Here is a 23,797-nt window from a genome sequence, read left to right as displayed (position 1 = left end):
CTACAACATTAAAAAAGAACCTGGAGTTGATTAACTCCAGGCCTAAAAAAGTTTTACATTATCAAAAACCTTTGGATTTATTTGACGATTGCATTAAAAAGTGTTGCACTTAGTTTGACAATTCATCATTATATCTTCTGTTTAAAAATTAAATCTTTCAGCATAAGTAAATCCACAATAGAAATTTCTGAGTCTTTATTTAAATCCGCTGACATATCGGAAGCTGTTGTTCCTAATAAGTTATTTTTAATTGCTATAAGGTCAAGAACATTCATTTCTCCGTCACCGTTAGCATCTCCTGTAACAGCTTCGTTTTCTATTTGATTATAGTGAATATTTGCATTTGTTAAATCTTCATTACCGTAATCAATACTAATTGAATTCCACTGACTTTGCTCGCCTGCATAGTATACATCAGTCAGTGCAGTGCAGTCAGAAAATGTATACGAGCCAATTTTTGTCAAGTTCTCAGGAAGTGTAATTTTTTTCAAAGACGAACAACCCGAGAAAGTCCAATCTTCGAGTTCATTTACGCCGGATGGAATGACAATTTCGGTTATTGCTTTATTATAAGAAAACGCATTTTCGCCAATTGTTGTTACTGTATTCGGTATATTGATTTTCACATTTGCAAAATAGAATGCATTATCTCCGATTTCTAACAGTCCATCATTCAACACAGCTTCATCTAAATAGGACCAAGCAAAAGCACTCGATTCAATATACCGTACTGTTTCTGGTAAACGGATAGAGCCGTTTTTTCGAGAGGGTACCGCTTTCAATCGTGTCATATCCGAACTGTAAAGCACGCCATCCACAGTGCACAAGAACGGATTATTTTCGTCCACCACAAAGGATAGTGCCTCTAGTCCCAAAGCACTTTGACTCCAATTTGTCAGAGTGCTCGGTATATAGACAATGCCTACATAGGACGTCTCAAACGCTCCTCCGGTAAAATCGCCGTATACCGATTTTACACCCTCCGGAATTATGATATCATCGCCAAACTCATTTTGGAATTTCATCAAGATTCCATCGCCCATTATCAAACAATCGTCAGATAATCCATCAAACCAAGCTGTACCGTAAAATGCATTGGCGCCAATAGTTGAGATCGTATTTGGAACATTGATTTCCGTCAGTGACTCACAATTATAAAAAGCATAGTCACTTATAGTGATAATGGTTTCCGGTAAATTAACAATTATCAATTTGCCACAATCCGAAAAAGCGTTTTGAGGTATTTTCGTCAATCCGCTTCCTAAAGTTATCTCTGATAAATTAGAACAATTATAAAATGCATAGTCTTCCATATCCGTAATGGTATATGGTAAGGTTGCTCTTGTTATGGTTGTATTGTTATAAAACGCAAATGAAGAAATAATAGTTACGGGGTAACCTTCAATATAGGCAGGTATATTCATTGTTGGAGAAGTTCCATTATACCCGCTAATTGTAACCTTACCGTCTCTAATCCGATAAGTAAAATTCTCAGCAGGAGTCTCAGTAGTCAGCATCGGTATGATTGTTACATCAGTCTTTGCGTCGCAACGAGTACAATGCCGAGATTGACTGCCTTCACTTGTTTCGGTAGGCTCAATATCAACAGTCCACTCGTCAGACCATATATGTGTAGCCGGGATTACTGTTATATCTGTTTTTTCTTCGCAGCTAATACAATGGTGCGACTTGCTGCCAGTAGTTGTACAAGTTTCCTGTACATCCACTGTCCATTCTGTAGACCAGTTATGCGTTGCCAAAACAATTTCCGAATAGGTATTATCACATACTGAGCAAGTATATTTTATTTCTCCATTCTCCGTACAACTTGACGGTTCAATTTGTTCAATGTGCCACCTATGACCCATCTCATCAATATAATTATCGCTATACTGATCCTGACATACAGAGCATATGTGCATTGTATAGCCCTTTCCCTCACACGAAGGTAATACAGTATGTGATTCATAACTATGACCAACATGCTTTGTTTTCTGTTCTTCAACAATCTCATTGCATCGCTGACAAATCTTTACTTTAATTCCATCCGTTGTACAAGTAAGTTTCTGCTTCTCAATCCACTCTTCTGACACAAGGTGTCCTAGCGCTGCCTCAAAATCATATTCATACTCCTTCTCACAAATACTACATTTTCTGAGCGTAACTCCCGATTCCAAGCATGTAGGCTCCATTACTTGCGGCGCTTGCATTCCATATAGCGCTCCATAATGTTTAGTTACATAAAAGCCATTGTTCTCAGCAATAGTAATATTTTTCCATGCCAATTCTGCGCCTTCATAAAAGATATGAATAAGGTAATCAAAACACCACTCTCCAATGTATTGTACACTTTTAGGCACACCTATGCTAAACAAGTTAGAAGTTGCACCATCACAAATTACAGTCGTCCCATCTTTCACAACATAATCTTTTAGTGCTTCACGTACTTTAATCAAATGTGTGCCTATATACAATGCACCATTATCCCAATTTGACGGAGTCCAGTAGTACGATGTATCACTAAAAATATTTTTTCCATAGATAACCATTTCCGGGTTGTTAAACTCTATTTGGGCAAGATCATCCAAATTATAATGGTCCGCATAAAAATATGACACATTCTTACCTACTATAAGTTTTTCTACATAAGGAGGACAAACCGCATTTTTTGTATTCTCGGCATTTAAAACTACCGTTTTCAAACTATAGCATTGTCCAAACACATTATAAGGATAATTCTCAATACTTTTGCCAATAACAATATATTCAAGATTTTGGCAGTCAAACAAACTGGGCATATTTTTAAGCCCATTACCAATTGTAAGGCTTTTTAGATTGTGACACCAATCAAAGACATTTTTGCTTCTAAATTTAGTAACGCTATCTGGTATTACTATGTCTCCAGAAATGTTTTGAGGTACGAATAGCAATTCTTCTAATTGCTTATCGTACAAAATTCCTTGATAAGAACTATATATTGGATTGTTTTCAGAAACACGAATATTTGCTAAAGTATCAATTTTAATCCAAGAAAATGCATCATTAAATTCTGTTACACTCTCTGGTATATACAACTCGTAAATACTGATTTGACCATAATACTGATAAAATGCATATTTGTTTACACTAGAAATACCTTCCGGTATCTGATATACCTCCTCATATGGTTTTCCGCTAGGATAGTACACTAATTCCTTATTATTCCTATCAAAAAGTACACCATCCTCTGAATAATATGTTTTATTCCCAACATCAACAACTACCTCTGAAAAATTAACTGAATCACAAATAGGCATTACAATTTCCGATACTCCAGAACCAATGACCAATTTAGATAACTCCGTAGTATATCCCCAACACTCGAATGCATATTCGTTGATTTTGTTGACTGTATCGGGAATTATTATGGAATAAATATTACTATAAGTACAATTAAATGCATATGAGGCTATTTCAGTAACACCATATGGTATATACACATCTCCACCATCACCAAGATAGTCTACCAACACCCCATCTTCAATGACGAAATCAGAATCTACATAATCCTTTGCATTTTCATATTCACTGTCAAGAGATACGAAGTTAATATCGTTAGCGACAGCATATGCTTGTGCAGTGGAATTATTATAGCCATAGATCGTAAAATTTTTATGGCAATTTACAAATGCTTCATCTGCAATAACTGCTTCTGTAAAATTGATTGTAACACTTTTTAAGTTTGTACAATTATAAAAAGCATTTGTGTTGATCGTTTTAATAGTATACGGAATATTGACACTTTCAATTGTTTCATTGCGGTTAAAAGCATACGAATCAATCGTATTGCAATATACATCCTTTGGAATGTATACATTTACAGAATTACCGTTATAAGAAATTAATCGCGAGCCTTCTTTTTCAAACTCGACAGGCTCTGGCTTTTTGTAATAATGATAAGCTGGAATCATCTTATAGAGGCTTTCTCTTACAGCTTCGATAACATATGTAAATTCAGAATACCACGCTTCTATAATTTGTTCGTCATCAGCAAAGCTACCCCAACCCAAAGTTTTACAGGCTTCAATTATACTTGAACCGTAAACGCTGTCCTTAAGTTTATAGTAATTTTCTTCTCCTTTCTTTCGCAGTTCTATCAACACGCTCATATGATAAATAGCATCAGCAGCATAAGCTGCAGCAAAATCTGACGCTCCATTATAAGAATATAAATCCTGCAACTCACTTTGGATCATAGGCACCAAAAGTTCAGAAATATGATCCAAACAGTAAATCGTTTGCATTTGCTGCTTTGTCTCTGTTGTGTTAAACCACAGGTCAGATACAACATTCCCTGCAGTAATACCAATTTTTGCAAAAAGTGCATAAATACCACAATGCGAATAAATTAAATCTTTCACATTATCAAAAGTCCACTCTAATGTTTTATCACCGGCAATTTGTAAAATTCCCTGTATAATATTGATCGTATAACTATTCCCAAATCTTGCGATAATTTCATCGCAGGCTGCTCTAAGTGCACTGTCGGTTGTTTTTGCTCTAATATACTTTAACAATTCAACTAATTTCTCATCGGTTTTGTTATATGACTCAAGTTCCCCGATCAGAGCGAATCCATCTTTTGATAATTGTATAGTTTCACCAACAGCACTGAAAATATCTGATACGTTTGAAAGCTTTTTATGCCATTCGGAAGAATCTACAAAATTATAAAATTCTTGCAGAGTTTCATCTTTATGATCGGACCAATCAAAGTCTTGAACATTATTATCAAATGCACTTTGTATTCTTTCATATATAGCCTGATACCCATATTCTCCCATATCGGTATTAATACCATAATAATAGTTTAGATAATAATTGGATGTCTCATTTATTGCTTTTTCTATATACTTGAATTGATCAACGGTATATAGTTTTGTGTCCTCTAAAAATTCTTTAAAACCGTCTAAAAATTCTACAGAAATATCACTAAATGCTTCGGCGGCACTTTGCTCCCGAATTTCATCGTATGATAATCCGATAAATGAAGTTAAAATCTCAACGAAATTATCTTTACGCTGCTTTGGGTCTAAATTCAGGCTACCATAGATTATATTACCTGTAGATACATCTAAGTGATACATAAAATTATCGGATTCAAGTAGCCAATCTATGTATTGTTTGTTATACTCATCCTGCCACCACGTGTTAACGCGATAAAAGTCTTCTTGCTCTTTTGCTGATAATGCCAACGCTGACATAGGTGCTGTAGTAATCAGAATAGTAATTGTTAACAATATAGCACAAATACGAAACAATGCTTTTTTCATTTTTTACACCTTCAATGTTTATTATAATGATAGTTAGGCGATATGTTTGCTCTGCAAACGCGATATACTCGCTTTGCTCGTGCGATATATCGTCACTTTGCTCCGATGCGATATGATATAAATTCCTTACGGGATTTATATCGCTGCGTGTTATCTGTTAAAGATAACACGCTATTTTCCGCGGATATATTTTATTGCTTGTGTACCTGCAACGGCGCCCTCGCTGACTGCCTTTGATATCTGTAAAAGTCCTCCGTTGCAGTCCCCTGCAGAGAAAATTCCGGGGACATTTGTTGCCATATTTTCATCGACAACTATTTTGCCTTTTTCAGTTAAAATTCCTATTTTTTTGGCAAGCTCGGTGCTTCCCGCAACGCCTATTGCTACAAAAAGACCGTCAATTTCTATTTTACTGTTATCTTCAAATAAAACGCCGTTTACTGTTTCGTTTCCTATAATTTCCGAAATTTTTGTATTAATTGTTTCGATATCTGTTTCTACCTCAAGAGGCTTACCGTCTGTCAGCAAAACTACTGAATTTACAACGGGCAAAAGCTCCTTTGCCTCGTGAAGCGCATAGCTTGAGTTACCTATAACGGCAACATTTTTGCCCCTGTAAAAGAAAGCATCACAAACGGCGCAGTAGCTTACGCCTCTGCCCTCAAATTCGGCAATTCCTTTTATTAAAGGTGCTTTTCTTGAAGCGCCTGTCGCTATTATAACGCTGTCTGCCGAGTATTTATTTTTATCGGTATAAACGCATAATCTTTCTTCAAAGCCTATGCCCACAACCTCTTCCTTTACAAAGCGTGCGCCTGCTTTTTTTGCGCCCTCTATGGCGTTGTCGTGCAATTCTTTACCCGAAATTGCTTCTTCAAAGCCGTAATAATTTTCGATTTTTTCAGCCTTCAATAAGGCAGAGCTTTCGTTTGAAATAACAAGAGTATCAATATTTGCACGTGATGTGTATAAGGCTGCAGAAACTCCTGCAGGTCCTGAGCCTATAATAACTATATTTGACATTAATTTGCCCTCTTTTTAAATAAAGCTGTCCGACAATACTGCGAACAGCTTTTTTATATTTAAAATCCTCTGGAAGCGCCGCCTCCGCCAAAGCTTCCGCCGCCTCCTCTGAAACCGCCGCCCGAGCTTCCGCCTCTAAAGCCTCCGCCGAAGCCGCCGCCGTGAAATCCTCCAAAATGGAAAAAGGGTAAAAATCTACCGCCAGAAAATATCACTAACAGTACAATTATAAAAATTATAACAGATAGTATATCTATATCTTCATCTTCTTCGGGCAAAGCCTCAGGTAAGTCAAAATTTTCGGGCATTTCAATATCGTATTCTGCGTATATTTCTGATGTCAAAGCCTTGTAAGCATTTTCCAATCCTTCAGAAAAATTATTATCCTTCAAATAAGGAACAGCATAATTATCAAGAATACGTCCGACCTTAGAGTCATTAAGTCTGCCTTCAAGACCGTAGCCTACCTGTATGCTTATTTCTCTGTCCTCTACGGCAACCAAAAGAACGACACCGTTATTTTTATCCTCTTGTCCCACTCCCCACTTACGACCTAAGTTGAGAGTATATTCATTGATTTCCTGCCCGTCAGTTGTGTCAACAGTAACTGCCACAAGCTGTGCAGTAGTATCCTTTTGAAGCTGAGCGCCTATGGCAAGAATTTGATTTTCTGTTTCTTCATTTAATACATCTGCAAAATCATTTACAAAGAACTCGCTTGTTGCCGCCGGCTGTGCAAAACAGCTTATACTGAAAAGCATTACAACAAGCGCAAATACAGCTATTTTTCTCATAATCAATCAAAATTTACTTCCGGCACCTTTGAAGCGCCTTCGTCAGCTTCAAAATATTCAGCTTTTTCAAATCCGAAAAGTCCCGAGAAAATATTTGCAGGGAAGGTACGGATTTTTCTGTTATATTTTTCAACAGCGTCATTGTAGTCTTTTCTTGCTGTGGCAATACGGCTTTCTGTTCCCGAAAGCTCGTCTGTTAAAGCTGTAAACTGAGTGTCAGCCTTAAGCTCAGGATAATTTTCTACAATAACCAAAAGTCTTGACAAAGCTGTTGAAAGCTCGTCATTTGCCTCTAATCTGTCCTCTGTGTCAGAAGCGCCCGTAAGCTTTGCTCTTGCAGAGGTAACCGCTTCAATAGCCTCTGTTTCGTGGGTTGTATATCCTTTTACTGTTGAAACAAGGTTAGGAATAAGGTCTGCTCTTCTTTGAAGCTGATTATCTATCTGAGAGCTTTTGCTCTTTATTCCCTCTTCAAGCTCAACCAATCCGTTATATGCAGAAACTCCAGAAATTACAGCGATAAGAAGAATTACTCCCACCACTATTAAAGCGATAATTCCACCTGATAATTTTTTCATTTTTCAAAAACTCCTTTTAAAGTGTTTTTATAAATTTTTCTATTCTTTCAACAGCTTTTTTTAAGTTTTCCAATGAATAAGCATATGAAAGTCTTACAAAGCCTTCGCCCAATTCTCCGAAAGCGTTGCCGGGTATAACTGCGCATCTTTCCTGACGGATAAGTCTTTCACAAAATTCTTCACTGCTCAGTCCGAACTTTTTGATTGACGGGAAAACATAAAAAGCTCCCAAGGGCTCAAAGCAATCCATTCCTATCTGACGAAGAGCATTTACAAGATAGCGTCTTCTCATATCATATTCATTTTTCATATACTCTATGTCGTCATCGCTGTTTCTCATAGCTTCAATGGCAGCATACTGAGCTGTTGTGGGCGCACTCATAATTGCGTATTGATGCGCCTTTGTCATCTGTTCTATTATTTCCCGAGGACCGCAGGCATATCCCAAACGCCAGCCTGTCATAGCAAAAGCTTTTGAAAAGCCGCTTACAACTATAGTCTTTTCCCACATTCCTTCAATACAGGAAATTGACGTATGCTTACCCTTATAGGTAAGCTCTGCATAAATTTCATCGGACAGCACTAAAATATCCTTGTCCCTTATAACCTCTGCTATTTTTTCCAAATCCTCTTTTTCCATAACAGCACCTGTAGGGTTGTTGGGAAAAGGAAGCACAAGAAGCTTGGTCTTTTCGGTAATAGCCTTTTTGAGTGTTTCAGCAGTAAGCTTAAAATTGTCCTTCTCATAGGTGGGAAGAGCTACGGGAACACCGCCTGAAAGACTTGTTATGGGGCTGTAGCACACAAAAGAAGGCTCGGGAATAAGCACCTCATCCCCATTGTCTACAACGGCACGGATGCACATATCAATAGCTTCACTGCCGCCGACTGTAACAACGATTTCGTTTTTAGCGCAGTAAGTCATATCAAAACGGCGCTTAAGATATTCCGATATTGCCTCACGCAAGGACATAAGTCCCCAGTTTGACGTATAGTGAGTATGTCCCTCTTCAAGAGAACGGATTCCTGCACGGCGTATATGCCACGGCGTAACAAAATCAGGCTCACCGACACCCAAAGAAACACAATCGGAAAGCTCCTCTGCAATATCAAAAAAACGGCGGATACCCGAAGGCTTTACCTGCTGTATTTTTTTAGATAAAAGCTTATTATAATCTATCATATTCCCAAACATCCTCTTTCGTCAGCATCTTCTGCCCCGAAGAAGACTCCGCTATCCTTATATTTTTTGAGCACGAAATGAGTAGCTGTTGCCGTTACACCGTCAATAAAAGAAAGTCTTTCAGAAACAAACATAGCAACATCTCTAAGGCTTTTGCCCTCAACCATAACAGCAAGGTCAAAGCCGCCGCTCATAAGATAGAGATTTTTAACCTCTTCGAATTTGCAAATAGTTTTTGCAACCGAATCAAAGCCTTGGCTTTTTTGCGGAATAACCTTTATTTCAATAAGCGCATGAACTGAAGATTTATCTGCCTTGTCCCAATCTATCAATGCCGAATAGCCGACAATTACCTTGTCCGCTTCCATTTCAGCTATATATGCCGCCGCTTCTTGTTCATTTATTCCGACCATAACTCCTATTTCTGCAGGAGTAAGTCTTCCGTTTTTCTCAAGCAACGATAAAATTTTCTTTTTAATCATTTGAAATTACCTCGCCGAATTTAATTCGGCTTCCTTTCTTCAGGTATTATATCAATTATACAACATTTTCTTCAAAATATCAATAACTAAAAAGAGACCGTAAAATTTTGTTTTTTACGGTCCCTTTTATGCTTAGTTAATGCTGTATTTTTGGCTGTAAAGCTGCTGCATTTTTGCAAATTCAGGGCTTGTAGCTTTAATTTTGTTCAAATATTCGTGAACGTCCATACTATCGTGAGCCATTTCTATAATACAGCCTGCGATATTTGAACAGTGGTCTGCAATTCTTTCTAAGTTTGTAAGCAAATCAGCCCATACAAAGCCTGCTTCAATGGAACATTCATATTTTTGCAAGCGTGATATATGCTGAGTACGAAGCTGTTCCTTCAGGGAGTCAATAACCTGCTCCAAGGGCTCAATTTTAGCTGCGGCATCAAGGTCGTTATTGTTAAAGGCATTAACTGCCAAATCAACAATTTCAGAAACTGCCTGAGTTAAAACAGACAGCTCTTTTTTAGCTTGTTCACTAAAGGGAACTTCTTTGTTTCTGATTTCCTCAACAGACTCCAAAAGATTTACAGAATGGTCGGAAATACGCTCAAAATCTCCTATTACAAACAAAAGCTTACTTGACTCATTGGAGTCCTTATCGCTCATGGGGAAGGTATTAAGCTTAACAAGGTAGGATATTAAAGTATCCTCATAGGTGTCTGCATTTTTTTCATAAGAACGAACCTTTGTAGCCTCATCTACGTCATATTTATCAAGCAAATTGATGGCTTTAGTAAGTCCTTTTTGAGTAATGTGCGCCATTTTCTCGGTAAGCACACGGCAACGCTCAATAGCAATTGCAGGAGTTGCCATAAGACGTTGGTCAATTTCAACCTTTTCTTCCTCGTTTTCATTGCCTGCAGGCTCAGGAATAACTTTATATGAAAGCTTTTCTAAAAGTGCGCTGGCAGGAAGCATAAGAGCTGTACAAACTACATTGAAAACTGTATGTGTTACTGCTATTGAGAATTGGTTGGCAGAAAGATTTACAAATGATAAATTCAAAATCGCATTAAGCGTACAGTAAACAGTTAAAATTACAACTGTACCTATAATGTTAAAGGAGAGGTGGACAACTGAGGTACGGCGTGCGTTGCGGTTTGTTCCCACTGAGGAGAGAAGAGCAGTTACACAAGTACCTATATTCTGACCCATAATAATCGGAATAGAAGCGCCTATAGTTATCTGACCTGTTGAAGAAAGCGCCTGCAAAATTCCGACAGAAGCAGAGGAGGATTGAATAATACCTGTAACAATCGCACCTGCAAGAACTCCGAAAATGGGGTTTGAGAACATAGTCAGAATATTTCTGAATTCGGGAACATCCTTAAGACCCGAAACAGCACTTGACATAATATCCATTCCGCACATTAGCGTTGCAAAGCCCAAAAGAATCATACCGATATCTTTCTTTTTATGGCTTTTTGAGCCCATATAAAGCAAGGTTCCTATTAAAGCTAATATGGGGGTGAAAGAAGTAGGCTTGAAAAGCTGAACAATAAGAGAGTCTCCCTCAATACCCGAAAGGCTGAGAAGCCAAGCGGTAACAGTTGTTCCGACGTTTGCGCCCATAATTACGTTGATAGCCTGACGCAAGGACATAACTCCCGAGTTTACAAAGCCTACAACCATAACGGTTGTTGCAGAAGATGACTGAATAACAGAGGTTACACAAAGACCTGTGAAAAAGCCTGCCATTCTTCCCGTTGTCAGCTTGCTTAAAAGTGATTTAAGCCCGTCGCCTGCTGATTTTTCCAACGAGTCGCCCATTACGTTCATACCGAACAAGAACAGACAAAGACCGCCGATAAGGGATAGTACGTCAAATAAATCCATATTTTTCTCCTTTTATAATTAAATTAAAGCCCCCAAACAAGCCATATGTAGATATAGCCTGTAAGCACTGCTGCGATGGTAAAGGGAACACCGATTTTAAGAAAATCACTTGTTTTAACCGTATAGCCGTTTTTACGCAAGATACCGATTGCCGCAATATTTGCGGAAGCACCGATGGGAGTAAGATTTCCGCCCAAGGTTGCACCTATAAGAAGACCGAAATAGAAAACATAGGGCTCAGCTCCTGCGCCCGAATTCATAAGCGCCGCAATAGACTGAATAACGGGAAGCATAGTTGCAACGTAAGGAATATTATCTATAAAGGCAGATAAAATAACCGATACGAATACAATAAGCGTATATAAAACAAAAGGATTATTTCCTGCAATCTTATAGAAAAGGTCAGCGGCGGCATCTATTACACCCGCTGCAGTAATGCCTTCAATAATTATAAATAAGCCTAACAGTAACAAAAGAGTGTCCTTATCCAAGTCCTTAATAACCTGAATAAACGGCTCTGCTTTCTTGCTTTTAAGGCAAGCACGGATAACTCCGATAATACAAAGAGCAAGACAAATAAGACCTGCACGAAGATTATAAATGGTAATAAGAATACTGTTGCTTGTAGGTGCGGGTAAAAAGGAAGCACAAATAAGTAAAACAACAGTGCCAATCATAAGCACTGAGGGGAAATAGTCCTCTACCTCTGTTTCCACCTCTGCCGATATTTTTTCCTTTTGCTTTCGAAATAAAAACAAAAGAACGAAAATTGATGCCAAAGCACCTAACTCAACACCCCAGAAAATTCCGAATTTGCCGTGCATAAAGAAGAATTCAAGAAAATTCATATCAGCAAAGCCGCCGAGCAAAATACTCGTAGTATCTCCTACCAGAGTAGCCGCACCTTGCAAATTTGAGGAAACAGCAATAGCAATCAATACGGATACAGGTGAAATATTAAGCTTTTTAGATATTGCAAGACCTATGGGAGCGACCATAAGCACAGTTGCAACATTGTCTACAAAGGCGCTTATAACTCCTGCAAAAAGCGCAAGCACTGTTACTGCCCATTTTACATTCGGAACCTTTGATATAAGCATTTCTGCAAGACGGGCAGGCATTTTGCTCTCTATAAAAAGAGTTACTATACCCATAGTTCCGCCTATCATCAAAAGCACATTGAAATCTATTGCCCCAAAAGCCGATGCAATACCCATATTATACATACCGCAGCAGCCTAAAATAATATAGATAAGAGCTGAGATTAAGGCTATATGCGGACGGTATTTCTGGAAGGAAAGCATCAGAATATATGTAAGTGCAAAAATGATAAGTGCGATAAGCAAAAAATTACCTTCCTTTATTTATACTTAATTGATATTATATCATATTCTTTTTAAAAATAAAGACTCAAAAGAATTAAAAAGTATGTTGATATTAAAGGGTTTATATGATAAAATAGATAAAATAAGGAGGCTTAAAGATCGTGACTCAATATTTAAAAGAGCTTTTAAATGCGCTTACTCTTTGCTACGGACCTTCGGGACGTGAGGGTGCGGCGGCAAATGTTATAGTGCAGTATCTAAAAAGATATACGGATAAAATTTCAATAGATGCTTCGGGAAATGTAATTGCAAAAATCCCATCCTACAACCCCAAGGCAAGAAAAATTTTAGTAGATGCCCATTATGACGAAATAAGTATGTATGTTACTAAAATCAGCGATAACGGAGAAGTCTTTGTGGGCGCAAAGGGTGTTGATTTAAGAACTCTTTTGGCAAGTGAGGTTATTATTCACGGCTTGAATGAGGTTTTCGGCGTAGTAGCGGTGCCTCCTGTTCATATGCTTTCAAAAGAGGACAGAAACAAGCTTCCCGAATTTAACGAGCTTATTATCTTTACAGGCTATGATGCTCAAAAGCTTAAAAAGCTTGTAAAGGTAGGCGACCCTGTAACCTACAGGGCAAATACAACAGCCTTAAACGGAAACTGTTTTTGCGGTAAGGCTATGGATAACAGAAGCGGTGTATGTGCTCTTTTATGCTGTCTGGAAATTCTCAGAGGAAAAAGGTCAAACTATGAGCTTAATTTTCTTTTCTCAACTCAGGAAGAAATAAACCTGAGCGGTGCGGCAACCGGCGCCTTTAATATTGACCCTGATATTGCAATAAGCGTTGATGTAACCTTTGGAAAAACAAATAAGGATAATTTTGAAGAGCAGGGTGAAATGGGAAAAGGAGTTATGATAGGCTATGCGCCTATTTTAAATTCAAAAATTTCCAACACCTTTGCAGAGCTTGCTCAAAGAGCAAAAATTCCTTATCAAAAAGAAATTATGGCAGGAAATACAGGCACTAACTGCGCTTCTATTACTCTGGCACAGCAAGGAGTGCCTGCAGGTCTTTTATCAATACCCCTGAGATATATGCACACTCAGGTAGAAACTCTTAATATTGCCGATATAGCATATACTGCGGCGCTCTTATCGGAATTTCTAACCAATTAAGGAGAGAGTATCTGTGGGAAATAATAATTTATATAACCTATGTAATTTAAGAGGCGTATCGGGAGATGAGTCTGCTGTACGTTCATATATAAGCGATGCTTTAAAGGAGCAGCAAATTACTGTTAAGACAGACAGCACGGGAAACCTATACGCTTTTAAAAAAGGCCTTGAGGGCGGCGACAAAAAAATAATGCTTTGCGCCCATATGGACGAGGTCGGCTTTATAATTACAGGCATTACCGACGACGGCTTTTTAAGATTTGATACTGTGGGCGGAATTGATGAACGTATTTTGCCAGGAAGCCGAGTGCTTATAGGTAAAAACAGAGTCAGAGGCTGTATCGGTCTTACTCCTATACATCTTTTAAATGCGGAGGAAAGAAAAAAGGTTACTCCCGTCAATGAGCTCAGAATAGATATAGGTGCGCAGGATAAAAAAGCGGCAGAGAGCCTTGTTTCACCCGGAGATTATTGTATTTTCGAGTCTGACTTTATTGAGTTTGGGGACGATTTGCTTAAGGCTAAGGCTCTTGACGACAGAGCAGGCTGTCATATTCTTATGTCCCTTATTTCAAAGCCGCTTAAATATGATACTGTTTTTGCATTTACCGTTATGGAGGAAATAGGCTTAAGAGGTGCTTTTATAGCGGCAAAGACAGTGCGCCCCGATGTAGCCATTGTTGTTGAATGTACCACCGCCTGTGATTTTACGGGAATTGAAGAGCATATGAAAATTTGCGAATTGGGAAAAGGAACGGTAATTTCCAATTCAGACGGAGCAACAATTTACAATGTAGAGCTTTCCTCTCTTGCCCGTGAAATTGCCGATAAAAAGGGAATAAAGCATCAGACCAAGAGAATGACCTTGGGCGGAAACGATGCAGGCTCAATTCAAAGTGCGGCGGGAGGCTGTAAGGTGCTTGCGCTGTCAGTTCCCTGTCGAAATATCCATACCTCTTCCTGTTGCGTTGCAAAAAAGGATATTGAATATACTCAAAATTTACTTGAAGAGCTTTTAAACTCTGAAGAATTAAAGGACCTTTAAAAATATGAAAACACAGCGTCTTGATAAAATAGTGTCCCACGTGCTCAATATTACCCGCAGCGAAGCCCAGACCAAAATACGTACAGGTCAGGTAAGCGTCAACGGTAAGGCTGTTATTAAAGCATCAGAGCATTTTGATATGGATAAGGACAAAATAGAGATAAACGGACAGGGCTGTAATCACAGCAGCTTTGTTTATATAATGATGAATAAGCCTGCCGGTGTGCTTTCGGCGGCAAGAGATAAAAAAGCTAAAACAGTTATTGACCTTATTCCCTCTGAAATGAGAAGAAAGGGACTTTTCCCTGCAGGACGTCTTGATAAGGACACAGTCGGACTTTTGCTTATCACCGATGACGGAAAGCTTGCCCACGAAATACTCGCCCCCAGAAAGCACATATTCAAAACATATTTTGTACGTGTTGACAAGCCTCTTGAAAAAGAAGACATTCAAGCCTTTAAAAATGGCGCAGTGCTTGAGGACGGAACCTTATGTAAAAGCGCACAGCTTGAAATTACAGGGGAATGTGAAGGCTTTATAAAAATAAGCGAGGGCAAATTCCATCAGATAAAAAGAATGTTTTTATCGGTGGGTAAAAGCGTTGTTTATCTCAAAAGAACCGCTATGGGCGCTCTTTGTCTTGATGAGGCTTTACAGGAGGGCGAATGTCGGTATCTCACCGAAGAAGAAAAACAATTATTAAGGGAAAATATGGAGTAAAGCTATATATACTCTTTGTAATAATTTTCTAAAAGCAAAAAATTTTTTTATTCATAAATTGAATTTTTGAAAAGCTGATAAAATCAAGGTTATCCACTTTTTCCACAGGGTTTTCCACAGAAAAATCGTTGTATAAAGATTGTATATACATCAAAATATTACCGAAAGTAGCAAAAAAAGACATGAATCGACAAAAAAGGAAAAATTTTCTTATTTTTTTAAAGTTTGCGGCACTTATAGCAATTATTATTGCTATTCCTTTAATAACAGTGCTGTATTTCCCCGATGTTCTGGAGTTTTTCAAGGACACTCAAAGAATTGATGCTCTGTTGGAAGAACACAAAACAACAGGCTTCATTATCTATATTCTGCTTCAGATTTTGCAGGTGGTTATTTCCGTTATTCCGGGAGAGGTTGTTCAGCTTGCGGGCGGATATATGTACGGCATTATTTTCGGCACCCTCTTTTCCCTTGTAGGAATTACTTTGGGAACAATTATTTCCTTTTATTTTTCACGCTTTATGGGAAAAGCGGCAGTCGAAAAGCTTTTCGGAGAAGAAAAAATTGCCCAGTTTACTGAAAAGCTTAACAAAAAAAGAGCAAGACTGATAATTTTTGTCTTTTTTTTAATTCCGGCAATTCCCAAGGATTTAATTGTATACGCCGCAGGGGTTTCCTCTGTGTCTGCCAGAGAGTTTTTTATACTTTCAATGCTTGGCAGAATTCCTGCTCTTACTGTTTCAATGGCTATGGGCAAAATGGTACGGACGGGAAATTATATCTCTCTTATTATTTTGGCGGCAGTTGCCACCGTTATCTTTATAATTTGCATTATATTCAGAAAAAAAGTGCTTGATTTATTGGAAAGAATTATTGAGAAAAAATAGAAGGATTTATTTATGTTAAACGAACTTGAAAAGCAGGAGTTTTTAAGACTTAGAAAAAGACACCTTGAAAAAGAATATTCCTTTTTGAACGAGGAGCAAAGAAGAGCCGTTTTTTGTACCGACGGAGCGCTTCTTATCCTTGCAGGTGCAGGAAGCGGAAAAACTACTGTTATTGTAAATAAAATTGCATATCTTATAAAATACGGTAATGCGTATATGAGTGATTATATACCAGAGTTTGTAACTCCCGAACTCTTAGAACAGTTGAAAAATAACGAGGGAAGTGCTGAAATATTTTCTGTAAATCCCATAAATCCCTACAATGTGCTTGCCATAACCTTTACCAATAAAGCCGCAAAGGAGCTGAAGGAAAGACTTGAAAAGCTTTTAGGCGAAAAGGGTCAGGATATATGGGCAGCAACCTTCCACTCTGCCTGTGTACGTATTTTGCGCCGTGAAATAGATGCTTTAGGATATGATAGAAGCTTTACAATTTACGATGCTGACGATACAGTAAAGCTTCTTAAGGACATTATAAAAAGTCTTAACATTGACGAAAGCATAGTAACCCCCAAAGCGTGCTACAATGTAATAAGTAAAGCTAAAAACTCCTCAATGAGCGCAGAAGCCTTCAAAAATAACTTTCAAAGCAATCCAAGACTAAAAAGAGTTGCTGACATTTACGAGGTTTATCAAAAGCGCTTAAAAGAGGCAAACGCCCTTGACTTTGACGATATAATAATGAAAACGGTGGAGCTTTTAAAGGATTTCCCCGAGGTTAAGAAAAAATATAACCGAATGTTCAGATATATTCTTGTGGACGAGTATCAGGACACTAACAATCTGCAATACCGTCTTGTAAGCCTTTTGGCAGGAGATAATCTGAATGTATGTGTAGTTGGTGACGACGACCAGAGTATTTACAAATTCAGAGGCGCTACAATAGAGAATATACTCTCCTTTGAAAAGCAGTTTAAGGATGCAGAGGTTATAAGGCTTGAGCAAAATTACCGTTCAACTCAGCCTATTTTAGATGCGGCAAATGAGGTTATCAAAAATAACGAGGGCAGAAAAGGTAAAAATCTTTGGACTGCAAAAGAAGGCGGAGAAAACATAACAGTACACTGTGCCGAAAACCAAAACGAAGAGGGCTATTTTATAGCACGCACAGTAAAAGAGCTTGTGAGAGAGGGCAGAAGCTTAAATGATTTTGCCGTACTCTACCGCACAAATGCTCAGAACAGAGCTATTTCAGATGCACTTACTTATGCGGGAATACCCAACAGGGTAATCGGCGGAACAAGGTTTTATGACCGCAAGGAAATAAAGGATGTAATTGCCTACCTTTCTATAATTTCAAATCCTAAGGATGATTTAAGGCTTTTGAGAATTATCAACGAGCCGTCAAGAAAAATCGGAGCTACAACCCTTGATGCATTAAGACAGGCGGCAGACGAATACGGAATATCCCTGTATGAGACTTTAAAGGAAAGCCGTCAAATCCCCTCGCTTTTAAAAGCATCAACAAGGCTTTATGCATTTTATGAAATTATAGAAGAATTGATAGAACTGTCAAAGGAGCTTTCCCTTTATGAGCTGTACAACGAAATGCTTGAAAGAACGGGATATCTTCGTTATCTTGAGCAGGAAGCGCAAAAAGAAAACAGCACTGACAGGCTTGACAATATCGAGGAATTGAAAAGCTCTATTCGAGATTATATGGAAAACAGCGAAAATCCGACCTTGTTTTCCTTCCTTGAAGAAATTTCACTCGTTTCGGATATAGACAATCTTGACAGCGATGCAAACGCCGTTACGCTTATGACATTACATAGCGCAAAGGGACTTGAATATCCCGTTGTATTTATAGCGGGAATGGAGGAAAATCTTTTCCCCTCTGCTATGTCTATGGAAAGTGTTGAGGATTTAGAGGAGGAGCGCAGGCTTTGCTACGTGGGAATTACAAGAGCAAAGCAAAAGCTTTTCTTACTGCACTGCTCAGAGCGTATGCTTTACGGAGCTACTCAATATCCTGTATCCTCACGTTTTATTGATGAAATTCCAAAACATCTTATTGATTTTACAGCATCCCATAAACCCAATATTCAGAAAAAGTCCTTTACTTCTTCTAAACCTGCGCCTCAAAAGGCTATGTTTACAACTATGGGCGCTTCAAAGCCTGCTCAAAAGACTGAAAAGGTGCAGTATTTCAAAGGTCAATCTGTAAATCACAAGGTTTTCGGCGACGGCGAAATTTTATCGGTAATACCTATGGGTAATGACACTATGCTGGAAATTAAGTTTTCGGCGGGAATTAAAAAAATAATGGCAAACTTTGCTAATCTTAAAATAAATTAAAAGGAAGATGAATTATGCAAAACATAGAGAAACTCAGAGAGAAAAAAGGCTTTATTTGTGATATGGACGGTGTTATCTATCACGGAAACAACATTTTGCCCGGAGCAAAGGAATTTGTTAATTGGCTTGAACAAAACAACAAAAGCTATGTATTTTTAACAAACTCCAGTGAGCGTTCACCCTTAGAGCTTTGTCAGAAGCTTGCAAGAATGGGACTTAATGTAGGTCAGGAGCATTTTTATACAAGCGCTCTTGCAACAGCTAACTTTTTAAAGAGCCAATGTCCCGGCGGAAGCGCATATGTTATAGGTGAGCCCGGACTTGTAAATGCTCTTTATCAGGCAGGCTTTACTATGAACAACGTAAACCCCGACTATGTTGTTGTGGGTGAAACAAGAGCTATGAACTATGAAATGATAGAGCACGCTTCCTTGCTTGTTCAAAGAGGCGCAAAATTAGTTGGAACAAACCCCGATACCACAGGCCCCAGCGAAAAGGGAATTGTGCCTGCAACAGGCTCTCTTATATCCCCCATTGAAATTTCTACAGGCAAAAAGGCTTACTATGTAGGAAAGCCCAATCCCCTTATGATGAGAATAGGACTTCGTATGCTTGGCTGTAAGAGAGAGGATACCGCAATAATAGGTGACAGAATGGACACCGATATTATTTCAGGAATTGAATCAGAATTTGATACAGTTCTTGTTCTTTCGGGTGTTACTCAAAGACAGGATATAAGCCAATATCCCTTTGTGCCCACCTATGTTCTCAACGGCGTAGGAGATATTTGCGATTGTAAATAATTCCCCAATTTACAAATTTTTCAGCAGTATAAAAAACCTGTATATGTAAAATTTAATATTATGATTTTACAGATACGGGAGAAAAACAGATGAACACTCGGGAATGGAATAAATTTGAAAAAACAGGAAAAATAGCGGATTATCTGGCATTTAAAGAGAAAAAACAGGTGAATACCGATGTATATCAAGGTAAAAGGAATAATAATAAGAGAAGCCCCTTACCGTGAGAATGATAAAATTCTCACGGTGCTTACCGACGAAATGGGGAAAATAACGGTTAAGGGCAGAGGCGTAAAAAAGCTTAAAAATCCTCTTTCAAGCCTTTGCAATATGTTTGTTTTTTCTCAGATGAATTTATATAAAAAGGCTGACAGATTTACCCTTGAAAGCGCAGAAAGAATAGAGCAGTTTTATGAACTCCGTGAGGACTTAAGCATTTTAAGTCTTGCCTATTATTTTGCTAAAACCCTTTCAACGCTTGCGCAGGAAAACGTGCCGTCGGGAGATATTCTTTCCCTTTTTTTAAATACTTTATACATATTATGCCGTATTGATAAAGATAAACTTTCAGATGAAGAATATAAAAAAAGCACGCTCCTTCTTATAAAGAGCGCCTTTGAGCTTCGCTTCGCCTGTCTTTTGGGATATACTCCACTTCTTGAAAGCTGTCAATGCTCCCCTGTGGGCAATTTGCGCTTTGACATTCAAAACGGTGAGCTTTACTGCGACAAATGCGCCTTAAGCCCTGTTTCCAAAATTACCCCGTCTGTTTTATCGGCTATGAAATATATCTGCTCCTGCGATATAAAAAGGCTCTTTTCTTTTTCTCTTCCTTTTAAAGAAATTGAAGCTTTAAATAAGCTTACGCAGGAATATCTTTCCACCCAAGCCGAAATCGACAAAAAATCCCTCGAATTTTTTTATACAACACTTAATTAAAAAAGCTGTTGCACCGAAAAATCGGTGTAACAGCTTTTAAGCTTTTAGAAAGTTATTTTATTTCTTGCTCTAAGTTGTCAAACAAATTGCTGTCAAAAAATTCTCTGATGCTTATATCAAGCCCGTCGCAAATCTTTTTAATTGATACAACACCGGGATTTTTGCTTTTTTCATTGAGCATACTATACACAGTTGAAGGAGAAACACCCGATAAATTCGCCAAAGCATTTACAGCTATATCCCTTTCATTACAAAGCTCAATAATTCTTTTCTCAACAGCCTCTTTTATGTTCATAAAATAAACCTCTTTGATATAAAAATCAGTGTAACAGCTTTTAATTCTTTATATAGGTTGCGATTTGGTCGAGAGAGCAATCTAAGACCTGACAAAGTTTATCTAAAGTTTTGGTTTCAATATTTTCGTTTGCTCGCAATCGGCGGATTGTTTTAGAGTCAATTCCGCACTGCTCACGCAGACGGTAAGTTGAAAAGCCTTTTTCTTTCATAGTTTCCCATAATTTATCGTAGATAATCATATAACCCCGTCCTCTCTTGACAAATTCAAATAAAAATGGCATACTATAGAAGGTATCAGATATGTCAGCCTGAGTGAGTACGGCATTTGCAAGAAAGCTATTAGCGATATCTGATACCATTTTTATTTCTTTAAGGCAAAAGTCTATAACTGAGGCGCACTACCTTACGGAGTGCGCCTTGATTTTATAATATAATACCAATCAATTCTTCGGGGGAATTGAACAGATAAGTTGGAGCGCATTCCTTTGCTTCTTCCTCGCTTCCGCAGCCGTACATAGCGTAGGCACTGTCTATGCCACATTTTTTTGCCGCCTTCATATCGGTATCACGGTCGCCTATCATAATTGTATTTTCTTTAGAATTAAGCTTATCCAAGGTGTACTCTAAAATTTGGTCCTTTTCGTTAAAGCTGCAATCAAAGCTTGCGGCAACGATAAGCTCAAAATATTTTTTCAAATCAAATCTTTCGAGAATGGACAGCGCAAAAGGCTCAGGCTTTGCAGTGGCAACGGCAAGCCTTATTTTATTTTTATATAAGGTATCAAGCGTTTTTGCCATACCGTCATAAATTTCCGTTAGTAAAATGCCTTCTGTACGGTAATAGCTTCTGAAAATTTCAACTGCCTTTTGGGCGTCATTATCAGACATATTATAATAGGTTTTATATGAGTATATCAAAGGCGGTCCTACCACTAAATTGAGCTTTTCTCTATCGTTTTCTTTGATGCCGAAATGCTCAAGACCTAACTCAAAAGCCTTGATTATACCCTTTTTACTGTCGGCAATAGTGCCGTCAAGGTCAAAAATCGCAGTAGAATATTTCAATTCACATACACCCCATTTAAAAAGGGACTGTAACATTACAGCCCCTTTGATTTTTACGCTTTGTTTACAGAGCCGAAAAGCTCCATTTTTTCTTTAACAGTAGCTTTAATTGCTTCATAGCCCGGAAATAAAAGCTTTCTGGGATCAAAGCCCTTGCCCTGTAAATCCTTGCCCTCTTCAATGTATTTTCTTGTAGCAGCAGCAAAGGAGAGCTGACACTCTGTATTAACATTGATTTTAGAAACGCCGAGAGAAATAGCCTTTTTAATCATATCCTCAGGGATACCTGTACCGCCGTGAAGAACTAAGGGCATTTCACCTGTAAGCTTCTGGATTTCAGCAAGAACATCAAAGTTAAGGCCTGTCCAGTTTTCAGGATATTTTCCGTGAATATTTCCGATGCCTGCAGCAAGCATATCTACGCCTAAGTCTGCAATTCTCTTACATTCCTGAGGGTCTGCAACCTCGCCGTTACCTACAACGCCGTCCTCTTCGCCGCCGATTGCGCCAACCTCAGCCTCAACAGAAATACCGAGAGCGTGAGCAGTGTTAATAATTTCTTTTGTTTTTTCTATATTTTCATCTATCGGATAGTGAGAGCCGTCAAACATAACAGAGGTAAAGCCTGCCTCGATAGTTTTCTTAGCGCCCTCAAAGCTGCCATGGTCAAGGTGAATAGCAACAGGAACTGTTATATTAAGTTCCTCCATCATACCCTTAACCATTCCTACAACTGTCTTGTAGCCTGTCATATACTTTCCTGCGCCTTCAGAAACGCCGAGAATAACAGGGGAATTACATTCCTGAGCAGTTAAAAGAACAGCCTTTGTCCATTCTAAGTTGTTGATGTTAAACTGACCTACGGCATATTTGCCCGCCTTAGCTTTTTTTAACATTTCACTTGCAGATACTAACATTTTACGTCCATTAGCCTTTCCGCTCACAAATTTATATTTTTTCTCTTACCGTGAGCCTGATAAGATATTTAAAAATCCGACTTAAAATTCTGAATAATATAAAGAATAAGACATATATATAAGTCGAACTTATTTTATTATACACTCTTTTAAATAAAAAGGCAAACTATTATTTGCAAAATCTTTTATTTAAAAGATATTTATTTTTGTTGTCTTTTCCAAAAAATGTCGAAATACCTTTACTTTAAGGGCTTTTTGTGATACAATTCAATAAAAATTCAAAAGCAGGTGTTTTATTGAAGGCTTCTGTTATTATAAAAAGAATACTTCTTGTGGTGGCTACTGTCTTAATTGTTACAGTAGGCTTTCTTTATGCTGTAATAATGTTCATTCATTTCGGGCCCTCCACAATAGCGAGAAATACCTTTGTTATGTCTGCCCTGGAGAGTAGCGCAGGCGGTTTTCTTGCAGAATGGTTTTTGCCCGATGAGCTTATAGCTCAGATTGTAGATGAAAATACCTTAAAAGAAACAGACGAGGTTACTGACCCTTCTCTTATTGTTGTGCCCAATGAAGATACAAAGGATTTGGATAAAATCGAAATAATCGACATAAAGGGCAAAACCTACAAGGGCAAGCTTATGATAATTCACGACCCCTCCCGTGTTGAGTTGGGTATTTCAGGTCCCTTCGGTGATGAGTACGAGGGCAAGAGAGTACAGGAAATGGTAAAGGCGGCAGGCGCAATAGCAGGAATTAACGGCGGTGCCTTTGCTGACCCGGGCGGAGTAGGAAAAGGCGGTACTCCTTCGGGAATAGTAATTCACAATTCAAAGCTTTTATGGGGCTCACTTTCCGAGCTATACAGTATTATAGGCTTTGATAAGGATAATAAGTTTATTGTAGGTCTGGTTACAGGTCAGAAGGCTATGGATATGGGCATAAGAGATGCTCTTATGTTCGGCCCTATTCTTGTCATTAACGGAAAGGCAAATGCCTC

Annotated in this window: 20 protein-coding genes; 8 read left to right on the top strand and 12 right to left on the bottom strand. The window is 38.3% G+C overall.

Features of this window, described 5'->3' with window-relative positions; translation table 11 throughout:
* Positions 1-128: 128 nt before the first annotated feature.
* From E7480_07210 to E7480_07175, 8 genes are all read right to left on the bottom strand, one after another.
* The gene (locus tag E7480_07210) at positions 129-5,312 is read right to left on the bottom strand and encodes a hypothetical protein (GenBank protein MBE6904380.1); all 5,184 of its coding nucleotides are present in this window, start codon (positions 5,310-5,312) and stop codon (positions 129-131) included.
* Between the two features lie 171 nt (positions 5,313-5,483).
* Entirely contained in the window at positions 5,484-6,335 is an 852-nt protein-coding gene (locus E7480_07205; GenBank protein ID MBE6904379.1) for a thioredoxin reductase, read from the bottom strand.
* Positions 6,336-6,394: 59 nt separating this feature from the next.
* Positions 6,395-7,129 (bottom strand): TPM domain-containing protein, encoded by a 735-nt coding sequence (locus tag E7480_07200; protein MBE6904378.1) that lies wholly within the window; start codon positions 7,127-7,129, stop codon positions 6,395-6,397.
* Positions 7,130-7,131: 2 nt separating this feature from the next.
* On the bottom strand, positions 7,132-7,707 hold the full coding sequence (locus E7480_07195) for a LemA family protein (GenBank protein MBE6904377.1): 576 nt from the start codon (positions 7,705-7,707) through the stop codon (positions 7,132-7,134).
* A 16-nt stretch (positions 7,708-7,723) separates the two neighbouring features.
* Positions 7,724-8,890 carry an aminotransferase class I/II-fold pyridoxal phosphate-dependent enzyme gene (locus E7480_07190; GenBank protein MBE6904376.1) on the bottom strand — a complete coding sequence of 389 codons (1,167 nt, stop codon included), beginning with the start codon at positions 8,888-8,890 and terminating at the stop codon, positions 7,724-7,726.
* Entirely contained in the window at positions 8,887-9,372 is a 486-nt protein-coding gene (locus E7480_07185; protein ID MBE6904375.1) for an Lrp/AsnC family transcriptional regulator, read from the bottom strand. Before E7480_07185 ends, E7480_07190 begins: the two co-directional genes overlap by 4 nt.
* 132 nt (positions 9,373-9,504) lie before the next feature.
* Positions 9,505-11,259, bottom strand: coding sequence for a Na/Pi cotransporter family protein (locus tag E7480_07180; protein ID MBE6904374.1), 1,755 nt, complete (start codon positions 11,257-11,259; stop codon positions 9,505-9,507).
* A 23-nt stretch (positions 11,260-11,282) separates the two neighbouring features.
* Positions 11,283-12,563 (bottom strand): arsenic transporter, encoded by a 1,281-nt coding sequence (locus E7480_07175; protein ID MBE6904373.1) that lies wholly within the window; start codon positions 12,561-12,563, stop codon positions 11,283-11,285.
* A 179-nt stretch (positions 12,564-12,742) separates the two neighbouring features.
* Between E7480_07175 and E7480_07170 the strand changes: the two genes are divergently transcribed.
* The 7 genes from E7480_07170 to recO all read left to right on the top strand — a co-directional run bounded on the left by E7480_07170 (position 12,743) and on the right by recO (position 20,518).
* A complete protein-coding gene (locus E7480_07170; protein ID MBE6904372.1) occupies positions 12,743-13,765 on the top strand; it encodes a M42 family metallopeptidase in 1,023 nt (340 codons plus the stop codon).
* A complete protein-coding gene (locus tag E7480_07165; GenBank protein MBE6904371.1) occupies positions 13,761-14,810 on the top strand; it encodes a M42 family metallopeptidase in 1,050 nt (349 codons plus the stop codon). Before E7480_07170 ends, E7480_07165 begins: the two co-directional genes overlap by 5 nt.
* A 4-nt stretch (positions 14,811-14,814) precedes the next feature.
* Positions 14,815-15,531 (top strand): 16S rRNA pseudouridine(516) synthase, encoded by a 717-nt coding sequence (locus E7480_07160; GenBank protein MBE6904370.1) that lies wholly within the window; start codon positions 14,815-14,817, stop codon positions 15,529-15,531.
* Positions 15,532-15,713: 182 nt separating this feature from the next.
* The gene (locus E7480_07155; GenBank protein ID MBE6904369.1) at positions 15,714-16,418 is read left to right on the top strand and encodes a TVP38/TMEM64 family protein; all 705 of its coding nucleotides are present in this window, start codon (positions 15,714-15,716) and stop codon (positions 16,416-16,418) included.
* A gap of 12 nt (positions 16,419-16,430) precedes the next feature.
* Positions 16,431-18,776, top strand: coding sequence for an ATP-dependent DNA helicase PcrA (locus E7480_07150; protein MBE6904368.1), 2,346 nt, complete (start codon positions 16,431-16,433; stop codon positions 18,774-18,776).
* Positions 18,777-18,790: 14 nt separating this feature from the next.
* A complete protein-coding gene (locus tag E7480_07145) occupies positions 18,791-19,579 on the top strand; it encodes an HAD family hydrolase (protein ID MBE6904367.1) in 789 nt (262 codons plus the stop codon).
* 177 nt (positions 19,580-19,756) lie between these two features.
* The gene (gene recO, locus E7480_07140; GenBank protein ID MBE6904366.1) at positions 19,757-20,518 is read left to right on the top strand and encodes a DNA repair protein RecO; all 762 of its coding nucleotides are present in this window, start codon (positions 19,757-19,759) and stop codon (positions 20,516-20,518) included.
* Positions 20,519-20,570: 52 nt separating this feature from the next.
* Here the strand turns inward: recO and E7480_07135 are convergent, their stop codons facing one another.
* The 4 genes from E7480_07135 to fba form a co-directional block, all read right to left on the bottom strand.
* A complete protein-coding gene (locus tag E7480_07135) occupies positions 20,571-20,813 on the bottom strand; it encodes a helix-turn-helix transcriptional regulator (GenBank protein ID MBE6904365.1) in 243 nt (80 codons plus the stop codon).
* 40 nt (positions 20,814-20,853) lie between these two features.
* On the bottom strand, positions 20,854-21,054 hold the full coding sequence (locus tag E7480_07130; protein MBE6904364.1) for a helix-turn-helix transcriptional regulator: 201 nt from the start codon (positions 21,052-21,054) through the stop codon (positions 20,854-20,856).
* A gap of 184 nt (positions 21,055-21,238) precedes the next feature.
* Entirely contained in the window at positions 21,239-21,916 is a 678-nt protein-coding gene (locus E7480_07125) for an HAD family hydrolase (GenBank protein ID MBE6904363.1), read from the bottom strand.
* A gap of 17 nt (positions 21,917-21,933) precedes the next feature.
* Positions 21,934-22,797: a class II fructose-1,6-bisphosphate aldolase gene (gene fba, locus E7480_07120; GenBank protein MBE6904362.1), complete on the bottom strand. Its 864-nt coding sequence runs from the start codon at positions 22,795-22,797 to the stop codon at positions 21,934-21,936.
* Positions 22,798-23,054: 257 nt separating this feature from the next.
* Here fba and E7480_07115 point away from each other — a divergent pair.
* Positions 23,055-23,797 (top strand): hypothetical protein (locus E7480_07115; protein MBE6904361.1); only part of this gene is annotated, 743 nt, incomplete at its 3' end.

The sequence above is a fragment of the Oscillospiraceae bacterium genome (genome assembly GCA_015067255.1).
Taxonomy (GTDB): Bacteria; Bacillota; Clostridia; order Oscillospirales; family SIG519; genus SIG519.
The sequence above is the reverse complement of the archived record's forward strand: the minus strand, read 5'-3'. Positions and strand labels throughout refer to the sequence as shown.

Bases quoted from the DNA above. Each gene is read 5' to 3' on its own strand.
- E7480_07210 (MBE6904380.1), bottom strand. From the start codon at position 5,312: ATGAAAAAAGCATTGTTTCGTATTTGTGCTATATTGTTAACAATTACT.
- E7480_07205 (MBE6904379.1), bottom strand. From the start codon at position 6,335: ATGTCAAATATAGTTATTATAGGCTCAGGACCTGCAGGAGTTTCTGCA.
- E7480_07200 (MBE6904378.1), bottom strand. From the start codon at position 7,129: ATGAGAAAAATAGCTGTATTTGCGCTTGTTGTAATGCTTTTCAGTATA.
- E7480_07195 (MBE6904377.1), bottom strand. From the start codon at position 7,707: ATGAAAAAATTATCAGGTGGAATTATCGCTTTAATAGTGGTGGGAGTA.
- E7480_07190 (MBE6904376.1), bottom strand. From the start codon at position 8,890: ATGATAGATTATAATAAGCTTTTATCTAAAAAAATACAGCAGGTAAAG.
- E7480_07185 (MBE6904375.1), bottom strand. From the start codon at position 9,372: ATGATTAAAAAGAAAATTTTATCGTTGCTTGAGAAAAACGGAAGACTT.
- E7480_07180 (MBE6904374.1), bottom strand. From the start codon at position 11,259: ATGGATTTATTTGACGTACTATCCCTTATCGGCGGTCTTTGTCTGTTC.
- E7480_07175 (MBE6904373.1), bottom strand. From the start codon at position 12,563: ATGCTTTCCTTCCAGAAATACCGTCCGCATATAGCCTTAATCTCAGCT.
- E7480_07160 (MBE6904370.1), top strand. From the start codon at position 14,815: ATGAAAACACAGCGTCTTGATAAAATAGTGTCCCACGTGCTCAATATT.
- E7480_07155 (MBE6904369.1), top strand. From the start codon at position 15,714: ATGAATCGACAAAAAAGGAAAAATTTTCTTATTTTTTTAAAGTTTGCG.
- E7480_07150 (MBE6904368.1), top strand. From the start codon at position 16,431: ATGTTAAACGAACTTGAAAAGCAGGAGTTTTTAAGACTTAGAAAAAGA.
- E7480_07145 (MBE6904367.1), top strand. From the start codon at position 18,791: ATGCAAAACATAGAGAAACTCAGAGAGAAAAAAGGCTTTATTTGTGAT.
- recO (MBE6904366.1), top strand. From the start codon at position 19,757: ATGTATATCAAGGTAAAAGGAATAATAATAAGAGAAGCCCCTTACCGT.
- E7480_07135 (MBE6904365.1), bottom strand. From the start codon at position 20,813: ATGAACATAAAAGAGGCTGTTGAGAAAAGAATTATTGAGCTTTGTAAT.
- E7480_07130 (MBE6904364.1), bottom strand. From the start codon at position 21,054: ATGATTATCTACGATAAATTATGGGAAACTATGAAAGAAAAAGGCTTT.
- E7480_07125 (MBE6904363.1), bottom strand. From the start codon at position 21,916: ATGTTACAGTCCCTTTTTAAATGGGGTGTATGTGAATTGAAATATTCT.
- fba (MBE6904362.1), bottom strand. From the start codon at position 22,797: ATGTTAGTATCTGCAAGTGAAATGTTAAAAAAAGCTAAGGCGGGCAAA.